Genomic DNA, 13,993 nt, shown 5'->3' on the forward strand with positions numbered 1-13,993 from the left:
AGAGGAGTTGAAGGAGGTCTCATGGGAGGAGGCGTTCAAGAGGTATAACTATTTTATCGAGAATGGCTCCACTCCTTTTGCCTTTGATTTTAAGCAGGCGTTTGATGAAAAAGGAGAGACATGCTCTGTTAAGTAGCAGGTACAAAAAAGGATAGATAGAGCATCAAAGGGCTGCTCATTCCATCCTTTTTTATTTTTTATAAGTGAAAAATTGGATTTACTCCTGTGTCTCCTCATCACTTCTATATTCCAAAATATCTCCTGGCTGACAATCCAAAGCCTTACAAATCGCCTCTAAAGTGGATAATCGAATCGCCTTTGCCTTTCCATTTTTCAAGATCGAAAGGTTCGCCATCGTGATTCCAACCCTCTCCGAAAGCTCCGTTACGCTCATTTTCCGTTTCGCCAACATCACATCAATATTGATTATAATCGCCATTGTTTTCACCTCAGACCGTTAAGTCATTTTCTGATTTGATATCAATTGCTTCTTTTAATAGTCGTTGGAGAACCGCAGCAAAGACCGCGATGACCAGTGAAGCAAAAACAGGAACCATTCCGACGATAACAAGACCTGGTGCATCGTCTAGTTCGGCTACCATAAATACAAATGGCAGAACGACCACATAGAACCCACTGAAGGTCAGGGCACAGAATTTGATCTTCTGAAGAGCTTTCACAGACAACTCAGAGAAAGCTTCGTTTTTGTCAATATAGTTCAAAAGCTTAAACGCCTGATACAACGCTCCGAAAAATGGGATTACAGATACATACATTCCTATAACAATGGGATTCAAGATATGGTCATAACTTGGATTGAAGGGATGCTGGGGTAACCAAGTTAACCCAAAGATACCTAATGCTAGAACGGGAATTGAAATAAGAACAAGCGTCATTCGTAAAAATAATGTGGATCCTCGTTTCATTAAAAACACCTCACTAATAATTTATATATTGATTCTAATATATTATTTATCGTTTTACAATAAGTAATTATTGTTTATTTTATATTTTGTTTAAACCATGAGAAATAAAAGTAAGAACCATACAAAGGGTGTCCAAAAACGGACCACCCTTTCTTTTATACTACGAATATAGGAAATAAGAAGAGGAGAGAGCGTATGAACCAACAGCAGATTAGAAGTGCCATTGGAGTATTTTTGGAGTTGTTTTACTCCGATCGAAAAAATCAGGAACTCGCGATTTTAACGATGGAACATTATATTGACGATTTGAGGATGTTGAAAGATGTTCGAACGGTCGCTAGGGAAATCGAGAATCAGCAAGCCTTCACGTTGCTAGCACCGATGAAATGGTTTGATATGAAAGCAGCTGAAGAGATTGAGTACTTGCTTAAAGGGCAGTAATCTCTACCTCGTGAGTTGAAACCTGTTCCGTTGCAAGCATTACTGGGAATAAAAAATAAAATTTGAGGTGGGTTATGATGAAAAAATGGTTGAGTGTATATCTAGTAGTTGTCCTAATCACTTTTCTAACAGCATGTGGTAGTGAGGAGATAGCGGGAGATACCAATTCTTCAGAAGGTACCAATGAACAAACAACATCTAAACAGCCTGAAACAGAAGAAGTTCAAGAGGAGCCAAAGCTTGAAATTGTCCAATCCACTGGGGCAACATGGAAGGATTCCATTGATACCGTTTGGGTGCATTCCTCTGCGATCTTTGAAAATACGGGCGATGTGCCGATCACGATTGGAGAAACGCAAATGAACTTTAAAGATCAAGAGGGAGGCATTCTAGGTACTAGCCCAATGATCTATTCTGTCCCAAGTGTGGTGGCTCCAGGTGAACAAGCCTATATTTCCGAAACAACCATTCTCGAAGGAACGACAGACCCGGCTCTTTATGGAGAAACCTCTTATAATTACTCTTTTGATCCAACAGAAGAGAGTCCTAATTTACTAGAAGTTTCAGGGACGAAAGGGATTCCTTCCACAGATGACTATTCCACTCCGTATACCGTTACGGGAGTAGTGAAAAACACGACAAGTGAATTACAAGATGACATTCGAATCTCTGCGGCGTTATTCGATGAAAGTGGAACGTTACTCGGTGTGTTAAATGGTAGTGTAGATGTGGGTGTCAATCCAGGAAGCGAAGCGGGATTCGAATTAAACTATCCAGAAGTACCGAGGGAAATTGCTGGCAAAGTCAAAACCATTGATGTGAAGGCATATGGTTGGACTTGGTAATCTAATAGAATTTTAATAGGGGGAAGAAAAATGAAAAAATTATTGCTAATGCTGACGGTTCATATTTTTACTCTTTTATCGGGGTGTTCTTCATCGGACACATCGAATGCAGTTGACAAAGACAACACGGAGGCAAAGGATCAAGAGCAATCTAATGAGTCGGTGGAAGTAGATAAAGGATTGCTCAACGTAGAAGTCAATCTGCCCGCTTCGATGTTTGAAGGAGAAGATGTGGATGCTTCAATTGCTGAAGTAGAAAAAGAAGGCGTTAAGGCAACAAAGAACGAAGACGGTTCCGTTACGTATAAAATGTCCAAATCGAAACACAAAGAAATGATGAAGGAGTTAGAAACAGGAATCATCGAGTCCATTGAGGACATGAAAAACAATGAAGACTTTGTTTCGATTCAAGAGATTACTTACAATAAGGCCTTTTCAGAGTTTACGATGGTGGTAGATCAAGCAACCTATGAAAACAGCATGGATAGCTTTGCTATATTTGGGCTTGGATTATCCGGGATGTATTACCAGCTCTTTAATGGAGCGGGTGAGGAGGATTATCGAGTGAAAATCATCGTAAAGGACAAAACAACAGACGAGGTTATGGAAGAAGTGATTTACCCAGATTCATTGCAGGATGAAGAAACTTAGTGATTATGAATCACCGATTTGGGGGCTTTTGATAATAGTAAAATGGTCACCAACCTGCTTTCACTAATCTTATTTACTCCGTAAGAAAGAGAGCAGGTGAACGTCCCTCTTATTTTCCAGTATAAACCATATTCATTATGGTATCCTAGATACTATAGTAAAAAATTGATTATGTTGGTAGGGAGAAAACGTGTACGTTCTAACAGGTAAGAAAAAAGCAGAGAAATTAGAGGCAGTCACTTTTACTGAGTTAGGGATGCAGGAAAGTGATCTCGAAGAAATACTAAGAAATAGTATCGATATGATCTGTGATGAGGAAGAATCCATGCTGATTGTGGGCCAACAAGTGAAGAATGAAAAGAACGGCAGAAGTGACTTAACGGCCATTGATAATAACGGAAATATCGTGTTAATAGAGATCAAGCGGGACCGTAAAGATATTGAAGGTCGGAAAGAGGCTTTCGAATTCCAGGCTATCCGCTATGCAGCAAGTTATGCGACCATTGAAAGTCCAGATGATCTGGTAAAAAAAGTCTACGCACCCTACATAGAAAAATATCGAAGTGAATTCGAACTCGGTGAGTTAACTTCCTTTGAGTTAGGTATCCGAAAATTAAATGAGTTTTTAAGAGTCAACGAGGTGGAGAAGAGTTTTAATCAAAAGCAAAAGATCATATTAGTGGCTTCAGACTTTGATGAACAAACACTTTCTGCTGTCTCTTGGTTAAATAGTAATCAAGTGGATATGAGCTGTTATAAACTGACCCCATATAAGGTTAATCATGAAATTTATTTGCTGAAAGAGAAGCTGTTACCGGTTACAAATTATGAAGACTATTATGTGAACCTCATGGACAAATCATTAGCTGTTTCTATAAAAAGGAGCAAAGGCGGTACACGAAGGACTCTACCGAAGATAGATGCCATGCTTGAGTGGGGAGTGGTAAAAGAAGGAGACATTATTTTAGCCAAGGATCAGGGGAATGAAGGGGTGCTTATGGCTAATGGGAACATTAGGGTGAATGAAGAGGAAAAATCGATGCAAGCATGGTTGAAGGAGATTTACGGATGGTCCAGTGTTCAAACGTATGTTTTTGCCATCCATAAAGAAAGTGGAAAGTCTCTATCGCAGATTCGTGAGGAATATATGGCTCGGCAAGCAGTAGAGGCGAGTGAGGATTCATTTTGATTATGCGATAAAGATAAATGCGAAAGAGAGTTGATTACGAATTGAATACACAAGTAACGACAAAATTTAAAATACTTACATCCGCTAATGAGATATTTGAAGCGATCGTTGACCCTGTGAAAATAGGCAACTACTGGTTCTCTTCCAGTTCAGAAAGATGGGAACAAGGAAAAAAGATTACCTTGAGATATGATGAGTATGAAGCAGAAGGGGTTATTAAGGTAGTAGAAATCGGGGAAGGAAAGAAAATCGTCTATTCTTGGGGAGAAGAGCACGGAGAAGTAACGACGGTTACCATATTATTAAAAGAATTGGATCAGTCGACAACCATTATTGAAATAACCGAATCCGGCTTTAAAGAAGACGACCCTGATTTGCTAGCCAAATTGCTGGGACAAAAAGAGGGTTGGGTCTATATGTTATCCTGTTTAAAGGCTTATTTAGAAAATGGGGTAAATGATTTAAGAGCTTCGTTAATTCATTAACAAGTGATTTTTTCCATAGAACCGGTTAAAGCAAAGAGTGTTAAAACTATAAAAATATAATTGAAAAAAATGGGGAGAAACATGATGAAATCACTAAAACGAATGCTGTATGAATTAACGATGGATAAAGAATTTGTAGCGTTGAAATTCCTGATTGACCGTCCTAATGTGTTCCATGTGGTGGGGGCGACCCATTTAGAAACCTGGCATTCACGGTTCTTAACGTGGCTGTTGGACCCGACCGAAAGACATATGCTAGGGTACTATCCGTTTCAAAGATTCTTAATGGCCGTGGCCGAATCGGCAGATGAAAATTTGGACAATATTACGGATCTAGCCATGCTAAATGTGAATCAATTCAGACATCCGGAAGTTATCGCTGAAAAGGATATTAACAAACTCGATATTGATGAGCAGGAAACACTCGATGATACAGAAAAAAATGACGACAAAGGAAGGCTAGATGTCTTTTTTAAGGTAAATATTGTCGATGAAAAAGACCCTAGCCAGGAAAAAAGATTAATCCTTGCAGTCGAGCAAAAGGTTTACGCAAGAGTAGACGTGAATCAATGCCATAAATACTTAAGAAAGTTCGAAGAGAAATTCAAAGACGAAACGTTCCTTCTGGTAGGCTTAGTACCAAAAAGCCAAATCAAAGATTCCAATGAAGCAACGTTTGGCAGCTCCAAATGGAATGGAATCGACTATCAGCAATTAGTAGACATCGTTCTCATGCCTTGCCTGGAAAACCCAGATTTAAGCATTTACGCCAAACCGATCATTCAGCAGTACGTAGATGCTTTACGTATGCCTTATAAAGGAAAACGTGAAAAATTGGCAACGATTGAAGAAGAACGCATCCTCGTTCGCTCCATTTATGATCGCTTTGAAGATGTGTTTAAAGCCATCACGAACATATCAAATGAAGAGGACAGTGAAGAAAGAAACTATGTGAACACAGTCGTAAACGAAACCTATGGGGAAGTGTTTAGAACCATCAAATGGATCCTAAACGAGGAAAACGATGTAGAGGAGTTATGGAATTTCTCAACACCATTCCAAAGAAACATTCATAAAAGATGGGACGAGCTCCATATTGTCATAAATCATAAGAATGAAGAAACCATTATTTATGGAAAGACTGTTGCAGAACTTTGGAAAAAGACGTTGCTTTGGATAGAAGAGCAACAACTTCCTCTTCATCAGTTGGTCGAAGAAGGCTTTATTCTTGGTGGCGGGGACAATGGAAAGCGTTATGCATTCGCGTTACAGCCGATTCATAAAAACAGGAAGAAGTTTGCTTCCATTCATACCTATGAATCTATCATTACTGGGGAGACTTACTTCTTGGAAACCAAGATTAATACAGAAATGGGTATGTTAACCATTGCTAAATTATTAAAAAATCTAGGTGTAGCGGTGCAAACTCCGTTGCTAGAGAACAGTGGGACCGTTCTCGTATAGACTTTTTTGGGCAATTAAATAAGAACGACAAGTACAGTACTAAGTATTTGTCTTTTTTAATTCTTCAGGATACTCCAAATATATTACTCAATATTAGAAACTTTATATCACCTTTAACTAAAAAAATGTGGTTTAATGACATTCGCTAAATATCTAAAGAACTACGACTTTTGTTGTATAATGGAAATAGAGTACTTTATTTAGTAGAAACATGCAGACTGTACCAGAAACAAACCTAGAGCTACATGAGTACGAGATTATTTTTTGTTTCCGACAACTTAGAAAGTAAATTAGTTGGATTTTATAATTTAATCTATTTTCATTTTGAAAGGATGATAGAAATGAGACAAGTATTATCAATTCCAGCTGGTGAAACTATTCAAAATATAAAAGTATATAATGTGCATGCTTATCCGCACCCACGTAACTATGAAAAAAGTGAGTATATCACTTTTCGTGCCCCAAAAGGTGGCAAGATGGATATGTTATACAAAGTTATACATGAAATTGTCCTAGACCCTAGAAAGAATAATATAGAAAATGATCTTACTCATTTAGATAATGATGCTAAAGATAGAATTTTAGGATATATTCATGCAAGAAAAGCTACACGTTTTGGATTTGAAAAGGAAGATAAAGATTATATGTTTTATTTATTAAAGGAGGAAGAACCTCTCTCTCATACCCCTAGACCGAAAGGGAAAAATACTGCAGGTCATACGTATTATACTTATGGTGAAATCACAAGTGGTAAAGAATAAATAACAATTGAATCAAAAATGTAATTATAATGGAAAACAGTGGGATGTTAAGATAAAAGAGTACATAAATTGAGGTATTAAAAAATCATGATTGAACAGAGAAAGCTAATAGTTAACTCGGAAAAAGGTAACTTTTTAAATGAACTAGTTAAATCGATTAATGAATGTACTCGCTTTTATTTTAGTGTGGCTTTTATTAATTTTAGTGGTTTGCAGCTTTTACTTGATTCATTGAAACAAGCGGAAGCTAAAGGAACAAAAGGTAAAATAATTACTTCAACGTATCTAAATTTCACCGATACCAAATCTTTAAGAAAGATTAAGGATTTCAACAACATTGACCTTAAAGTATTTGTTACTGATAAAGAGATTGGTTTTCATACAAAGGCTTATATCTTTGAATATGATAGTTATTATAAAGTGATTATTGGCTCTTCAAATATTACTCAAAGTGCGTTAAAGAGTAATATTGAATGGAATGTTGAAATGGTCTCAAAAGATGACTCATTCTTAGAGAATGTACTATCAGAATATAATTATCTATGGAATAGTAGTACGGATGCAGATGACGCTTTTATAAGTAGATATGAAGAATTTCTAAGTAAATTGATTAATCATAGTACCCAGCAATATTTAATTTATGAACATGCTGAATACATTGTCCCTAATCGTATGCAAAAGAGAGCGATGGAAAACTTAGAGAGACTTCGTTCATTTGGTGAGAATAAGGCATTAGTAATAGCAGCTACAGGAACTGGGAAAACGTATATGTCTGCTTTTGATGTCAAGCATTTTCAGCCAAAGAAACTACTTTTTATTGTTCATAGAGAAGAAATATTGAAAAAGGCGAAAGAAACTTTTGAAAAATTAATTACCAACACAGGGGTGACATTTGGTTTACTAACAGGAAATCAAAAAGATAAACATGCTGATTACCTTTTTGCAACAATTCAAACCTTAACTAGATATTACACTGAATTCGAACCAACAGAGTTTGATTATATTATTTTTGATGAGGCACATCATGCAACTAGCTCAAGTTACCAGACAGTTTTTAGTTACTTTAAACCACAATTCACCTTAGGCATGACAGCAACCCCTGAACGAAGTGATGGTCTAAATGTTTTTGACTTGTTTGATAATAATGTTGCTATAGAGGTTCGTCTTCATGAGGCTTTAGATGATGAATTAATCATACCGTTTCATTATTTTGGGATTACTGATATTGATGGAATCGATTTAAGTGATGTGGATATTGACGATGTAGCAGAAATTACGAAGCGTTTAAAGGTAAATGAACGTGTTGATTTTATCATAGAAAATATGATTTTTTATAGTCATGATGGTGAAAAGAGAAAATGTTTAGGGTTCTGCGCAAGTAAAGAACATGCAAAATACATGTCAGAAGAATTTAATAAACGAGGATATAATTCTATCTATTTGTCTGGTGATGATTCAGTTGAAAACCGATCGTACCATATTCAAAAGTTAGAAGATGATAAAGACGAATTACAGTTTATTTTTTCTGTTGACATCTTTAATGAAGGGGTAGATATTCCTTCGGTTAATACTGTATTGATGTTGCGACCTACTAATTCTCCGATAGTATTCATTCAACAATTGGGTCGTGGACTTCGTAAGTATAAGGGGAAAAACTTTTTAACCGTTCTGGATTTCATTGGTAATCATAGCAAAACATTCTTGATTGCGATCGCATTAAATGGTAGCAGATATTATGATAAGGAAAGCTTAAAGGTTGCTATCGCCACCGGTTTTGCAAATATACCCGGAGCGACTCACATCCAAATGGATAAAATATCTCAGGAGAGAATACTTGAGCAAATTGATAAAGAGAACTTTAATTCAATGAAGTATTTAAAAGAAGAGTATTTTGAGTTTAAGAAATTAAATCAAGGTCGTACCCCTTATTTACTTTTAGACTATTTAAAATTCGATGGTGCTCCAGATCCAATAAAGTTTATTGATAAAGATAAAATTTATCAGCAATTTGTAGCGAAGGTTGAGCGAGATGATCCTTTAAGGTCGTTATTGACTAATGAGGCCTTTGAGGCAGCATTAAGAGAATTATCCGGACAGCTCCCACTTAAAAGAATTTATGAGTTTGTAATTCTAAAATACTTATCAGAACATGACCTTATAACAATTCAGGAAGCAAAACATGAAATATTAAAACATGTGAAAGAGGTCGATGAAGATAGTATTAGTCATGCTTTTGAATGCCTTAACCAAGATTATTATGATAGTGTTCAAAAAAGAGGAAAACTACAATTATGTAAGCATTCAAATGACACTCTAATGAAAACAGAAGCATTCAGAGAGCTTCTTGCTAATAGTGAATACAGAAAATATATAGTTGATATTATTAACTATGGTATTTACCGTTATGAGAAGGAATATAAAAATGAATACTATGGTGTACCTCATTTTAAACTTTATGAACAATATCAAATGATTGATGCTGCACTACTTTCGAATTACAGGAAAACACATAGTTCATTTAGAGGTTCTGGTCTTCTTGCAAATGGTAATGAGTACTTTTTATATATTGATCTTCACAAAGAGGAAGGGATTAAGGAGAGTATTAATTACAAGGATAAATTCATTAACGAAAAGTACTTTCAATGGCAAACGCCTAATAATACTAGTCAAGGAACCGACCGTGGGAAAAATATCATTTTTAATAAAGCAAGAGGAGTCAATCTTCATTTGTTTATTCGAAAGTATAAAGAAATTGACGGGAAAGTAGAACCCTATATTTATATTGGAAAAGGTAATGTAGTTGAGTATGAAGGGGAAAAACCTATCACGGTTAAAATGAAACTCGAACATGAAATTCCAGCAAGATTGTATACTGAGTTTGTAAAAAAGGTTTAAGAGTTAAATAAGAACCAGGAATGAATAGATTCCTGGTTCTTATTTATTTCGTCTGACTAATTAATTTTTCTACAGCTGGTATATCTGCTGGGGCCCACTTTAACGAGTCGAGGTATTCTCTCTTTAACCATATCAACTTTGAATGTTCACTTGGAACCGGGGTTCCATTAACAACTTTACAAGTGATACAAAGAATATTAATAATAAATGTATCATATTCGTGGGTATTGTCATGGAATAAATCAATGGTTTCAATTGTACAGTTTAACTCCTCATTAATTTCTCTCTTTAAAGCAGAATAAATGTCTTCATCCTTTTCTACTTTTCCACCAGGAAATTCCCACATATTTGGTATCGCCATCTCAGGTGATCTTAAGGCGCATAATATTTCATTTTTCTCATTTTCTATGATTGCGGCTACAACCTTTACTAACTTTTTCAAAATAATCCCCCTTGAATGACTGTTCGTTGATTATAATAATATCATTTTTTTACTTTGAACTAGAAATGATATTATTTAATTGTTGTTAACTCTATGTTCATCCCTATTTATATCAAGTTATAATAAAAGTGTTAGATCTCATCTTGTACCTAACAAGAATACTATATAGGAGAGATATGTAATGCCAGTATACAACAAACTAGTCCGTGACCGAATTCCAGAAATCATTGAAAAAACAGGGAAGAGATTCACTACCCACATCCTTTCAGATAAGGAATACATAGAAGAGCTAAGAAAAAAAGCTTATGAAGAACTAGAAGAATATATGAATACAAAAGATAAAGAGAGCACCCTTGAGGAACTTGCAGATGTTCTTGAGATTCTTCATGCACTTTCCGAGGCACATGGCTCTTCAATAGATGAAGTTGAGACCATTCGTAAGGAAAAAGCCGAAAAGAGAGGTGGATTCCAAGAAAAGATATTCTTAATTGAGGTTGAAGATGAGTGAGGTAAAGTTAATTACAACCAATTTGAAAGCTGAGATAATAGAAAATATAAATAAATCATCTACCATATACATTTTAACTTCCTTTGTAATGAAGTCCGGTGTAGAACTACTAAAAGCAACGCTTCACCAAGCAGCTATAAGAGGTGCGGATATTAAGATTTGTACGGGAGACTATTTGTTTGTAACCCAGCCAGATGCACTCAAGGAATTAATTAGTATCCATGAAAGTATTAAAGTACGACTATGGAGAAGTAGTGGGACATCGTTTCATCCAAAGGCATATATTTTTCAGGATAAAAATGAAGGGATGTTGGTGATAGGTTCTTCAAATCTATCAAGATCAGCCTTAACTACTGGGGTTGAGTGGAATTTATTAGTCGGTGAGTCTTCAGCAAAAGATAGCTTCCAAGATGCATTAGATCAGTTTTCTAGGCTGTTTTATCATGATCAAACGATTCCGGTGAATCATGAGTCAGTAGCCTTTTATAAGAAGGAATACGATACATATCATCAAAAGTATCCCAACCTCGTAAATAAGTGGACAGAACTTGAAGAAATCGAGTTAATGCTGTCAACAGAAGGTAAGCTTGATGAGGTAGAGATAGTAAAAGAAGAGTCTCTTTCCTATGGAAGTATTCAACCTCGTTTTGCCCAAATTGATGCACTTGATGAATTGGAAAAGACTTTAGAAGAGGATTATTCAAGTGCATTGGTTGTAATGGCTACTGGATTAGGTAAAACTTATTTAGCAGGATTTTTTGCTCGAAATTTCTCCCGAATTCTTTTTATTGCACATCGAGAAGAAATTTTACATCAAGCACAGAAATCTTTTAAAACCATCATGCCAGATAGATCATACGGTATATACAATGGAAAGCAAAAGGAAGGAACAGCAAACTGTGTTTTTGCATCCATTTTTACACTGAGTATGAAACAACATCTTGAAGTATTTAATCCAGAAGATTTTGATCTCATCATAGTAGATGAATTTCATCATGCTGCGGCTGATACTTATCAACGTGTGTTAGATTACTTTAAGCCAAAGTTTTTACTAGGAATTACGGCAACACCTGATCGAAATGATAATAAAGATGTTTATGCATTATGTGATGGGAATGTTGCTTATCGGATCGATTTTTTAGAAGCGATTCAACGAAGATGGCTGGCTCCATTCCAATATTATGGGGTATACGATGATACTGACTATTCACAAATTACTTGGTTAGGTAATAAATATTCAGAGAAAGAATTACTTCAAGCCCAATTACGTGCTGATTTAGCAGATAAGATTCTGGAAGCGTGGAATACATACAAACAAACGAGAACCATTGCTTTTTGTTCTTCTATAAAGCAAGCAGATTTTCTTTCTGAGCATTTCAATAAAAAGGGCTATCGAACAATTAGTTTGCATTCTAAGCAGCTTTCGGTTAGTAGACAAAGAGCGATTGAAATGATTGAGGCACGAGAACTTGATGTAATCTTTACAGTTGATCTTTTTAATGAAGGGGTCGATATCCCAGTTATAGACACACTACTTTTTGTTCGACCAACTGAGTCATTGACTGTCTTTACCCAGCAGGTTGGTCGAGGGTTGAGACTTAATGAAAATAAAGAGTATTGTGTAATTATTGACTTGATTGGGAATTACCGAAATGCTGATGTGAAATTAAGCTTATTTGATACAAGTAGGGGAGAAGGTACAAAAAAGAATATCCAACCTGAGGTTCCTGAAATTTGTTCCATTAATTTAGATATAGATGTAATTAATTTGTTAGATGAAATTGCTAAGAAAAGACAACCACGTAAAGAAATACTTCTTCGTGATTATAAAAATTTAAAATTTGAACTTGGTAGAAGACCGACCTATTTAGAGTTGCATTTAAAGGGGAAATCTGAATCAAGTCAATATAAACAAGAATTTAAATCATATACCGGTTTCTTACATTGGGCAGAGGAATTAACAGAAAGCGAAAAAGAAATTTATAGACGGTTCGAAGATTTAATTATTGAAGTTGATAGAACTGGCATGGCTAAAAGCTATAAGATGGTTGTTTTACTTGCCATGTTAAGTCGAGGTAAAGAAGATTGGTATAAGCATATCACACCTGAAGAAGTGGCACCGTTCTTTTATCAATATTTAACTGAAAAGGAATACAGAAAAAGAATTGATTTCTCTGACAAGGAAACAAAGCGCTTATGGGAATATGACGAAGATAAAGTAAGTAAGCTTATTGTAAAAATGCCGATGACTAAGTGGAGTGGAAGTTCAAAAGGACTTGTAGTGTTTGAAGATAATCAATTTTACTTTAAAGTCGAGGTAAATTCAGAAGAAGAAAAGACTCTGTTTAATTGGATTAATGAAATTTGTGAATATCGATTACATTGGCATTTTGAAAGAAAAGGGAATAGTTAATTACTTTCATATTGTTATTCAGTTGTTTTTAAGAGGCAGCATTTACTTGTTAGACCCCGACCACCGGTATCTAAAGTCAATTTTAATAAGACAGAGTTACAAATCTCTTAATTTGATTAGTAACTCTGTCTTTTTATAAAAAATAATATATAACTTGATAAGATAAGTCCTTCAATTAATAAATATAAATAATAAAAAAATGTGTACCAATTGACGTTATTAGTAACAACTGCTTAGATTTTTAAATGAATAAAATATTTCAAATAATTTTCACAAGGATACATCCTTAAAATAGCTAACTTAATTAAAAAAGACAAAGGAGGTTAAATCATATGAAACATAGTATTAACAAAACATTTTTGTATGTAAACAAACTAGGAATAAAAGAGGTTGAAAGTACTGAGGTAGATGTTAATAATATTATTAACACTATGAAGTTGAACAAGGAGAAAAATGAAAAACGAACGTTACGTAGGCTTAAATGTGAATTTAAAGGAAAGACAATTCAAAAAATAGGAGATTGTTGGATTATAAGTTAGTGTTAAAAGCTCTTATTAACCTGAAACGTTAGAGCTATGGATGTTGATCTTTCTTTAAAACCATCGTAATGGAGTAGTATATTTTGGTGTCCAGAAATGGGCACTTTTTTGTTTGTTTTTGAAAAAGGAATTGGGGGCTAGAAACTGTCCTTTTTGTAGCTTAGCAAGTCTATTTAGGTACCTATAAATTGTTTTGTCATAAAATAGACAAAATCCTTACGAAAAACACCTAACCTTTTTCTTCATTACTTTATATATCATCTATGAAAGTATTTTTTATAGATGAAAGGATGAAGTTTCGAATGGCAAAATACCGTATCGTTCGTACTGATTTTTGGAAGAATCCAGTTATTAATGAGCAATTGAATGGGGATGAAAAATACTTTTACCTTTATCTACTGACCAATCCAAACACGACACAAATTGGAATCTAT

Annotated in this window: 14 protein-coding genes; 11 read left to right on the forward strand and 3 right to left on the reverse strand. The window is 35.1% G+C overall.

The window, feature by feature from the left end:
* Window positions 1-217 precede the first annotated feature (217 nt).
* Together ACGLXV_RS08225 and ACGLXV_RS08230 are read right to left on the reverse strand one after the other, a co-directional pair.
* Window positions 218-439, reverse strand: coding sequence for a helix-turn-helix domain-containing protein (locus ACGLXV_RS08225; protein ID WP_391558234.1), 222 nt, complete (start codon window positions 437-439; stop codon window positions 218-220).
* 10 nt (window positions 440-449) lie between these two features.
* Window positions 450-926 carry a DUF2975 domain-containing protein gene (locus tag ACGLXV_RS08230; protein WP_391558235.1) on the reverse strand — a complete coding sequence of 159 codons (477 nt, stop codon included), beginning with the start codon at window positions 924-926 and terminating at the stop codon, window positions 450-452.
* Window positions 927-1,121: 195 nt separating this feature from the next.
* Here ACGLXV_RS08230 and ACGLXV_RS08235 point away from each other — a divergent pair, with 195 nt between their 5' ends.
* From ACGLXV_RS08235 to ACGLXV_RS08270, 8 genes are all read left to right on the forward strand, one after another.
* A complete protein-coding gene (locus ACGLXV_RS08235) occupies window positions 1,122-1,367 on the forward strand; it encodes a hypothetical protein (RefSeq protein ID WP_391558236.1) in 246 nt (81 codons plus the stop codon).
* A 74-nt stretch (window positions 1,368-1,441) separates the two neighbouring features.
* A complete protein-coding gene (locus ACGLXV_RS08240; protein WP_391558237.1) occupies window positions 1,442-2,212 on the forward strand; it encodes an FxLYD domain-containing protein in 771 nt (256 codons plus the stop codon).
* 30 nt (window positions 2,213-2,242) lie between these two features.
* Entirely contained in the window at window positions 2,243-2,863 is a 621-nt protein-coding gene (locus ACGLXV_RS08245; protein WP_391558238.1) for a hypothetical protein, read from the forward strand.
* Window positions 2,864-3,053: 190 nt separating this feature from the next.
* The gene (locus ACGLXV_RS08250; RefSeq protein ID WP_391558239.1) at window positions 3,054-4,052 is read left to right on the forward strand and encodes a hypothetical protein; all 999 of its coding nucleotides are present in this window, start codon (window positions 3,054-3,056) and stop codon (window positions 4,050-4,052) included.
* A 17-nt stretch (window positions 4,053-4,069) separates the two neighbouring features.
* Complete coding sequence (locus tag ACGLXV_RS08255) at window positions 4,070-4,537, forward strand: SRPBCC family protein (protein WP_391558240.1); 468 nt, start codon at window positions 4,070-4,072, stop codon at window positions 4,535-4,537.
* An 81-nt stretch (window positions 4,538-4,618) separates the two neighbouring features.
* Window positions 4,619-6,001, forward strand: coding sequence for a PD-(D/E)XK nuclease family protein (locus ACGLXV_RS08260; RefSeq protein WP_391558241.1), 1,383 nt, complete (start codon window positions 4,619-4,621; stop codon window positions 5,999-6,001).
* 341 nt (window positions 6,002-6,342) lie between these two features.
* Window positions 6,343-6,762, forward strand: coding sequence for a hypothetical protein (locus ACGLXV_RS08265; RefSeq protein ID WP_391558242.1), 420 nt, complete (start codon window positions 6,343-6,345; stop codon window positions 6,760-6,762).
* An 87-nt stretch (window positions 6,763-6,849) separates the two neighbouring features.
* Entirely contained in the window at window positions 6,850-9,657 is a 2,808-nt protein-coding gene (locus tag ACGLXV_RS08270) for a DEAD/DEAH box helicase (RefSeq protein WP_391558243.1), read from the forward strand.
* Between the two features lie 43 nt (window positions 9,658-9,700).
* On the opposite strand, the gene ACGLXV_RS08275 is transcribed toward ACGLXV_RS08270, so the two are convergent.
* Entirely contained in the window at window positions 9,701-10,099 is a 399-nt protein-coding gene (locus tag ACGLXV_RS08275; protein WP_391558244.1) for a (deoxy)nucleoside triphosphate pyrophosphohydrolase, read from the reverse strand.
* Window positions 10,100-10,280: 181 nt separating this feature from the next.
* Between ACGLXV_RS08275 and ACGLXV_RS08280 the strand changes: the two genes are divergently transcribed.
* The 3 genes from ACGLXV_RS08280 (at window position 10,281) to ACGLXV_RS08290 (ending at window position 13,559) form a co-directional block, all read left to right on the forward strand.
* The gene (locus tag ACGLXV_RS08280; RefSeq protein WP_391558245.1) at window positions 10,281-10,607 is read left to right on the forward strand and encodes a phosphoribosyl-ATP pyrophosphohydrolase; all 327 of its coding nucleotides are present in this window, start codon (window positions 10,281-10,283) and stop codon (window positions 10,605-10,607) included.
* Window positions 10,600-13,020, forward strand: coding sequence for a DEAD/DEAH box helicase family protein (locus tag ACGLXV_RS08285; RefSeq protein ID WP_391558246.1), 2,421 nt, complete (start codon window positions 10,600-10,602; stop codon window positions 13,018-13,020). Before ACGLXV_RS08280 ends, ACGLXV_RS08285 begins: the two co-directional genes overlap by 8 nt.
* A gap of 332 nt (window positions 13,021-13,352) precedes the next feature.
* Window positions 13,353-13,559 (forward strand): hypothetical protein, encoded by a 207-nt coding sequence (locus tag ACGLXV_RS08290; RefSeq protein WP_391558247.1) that lies wholly within the window; start codon window positions 13,353-13,355, stop codon window positions 13,557-13,559.
* The last annotated feature ends 434 nt before the right edge of the window (window positions 13,560-13,993 follow it).

The organism is Robertmurraya sp. (assembly GCF_036676585.1).
Taxonomy (GTDB): Bacteria; Bacillota; Bacilli; order Bacillales; family Cytobacillaceae; genus Robertmurraya_A.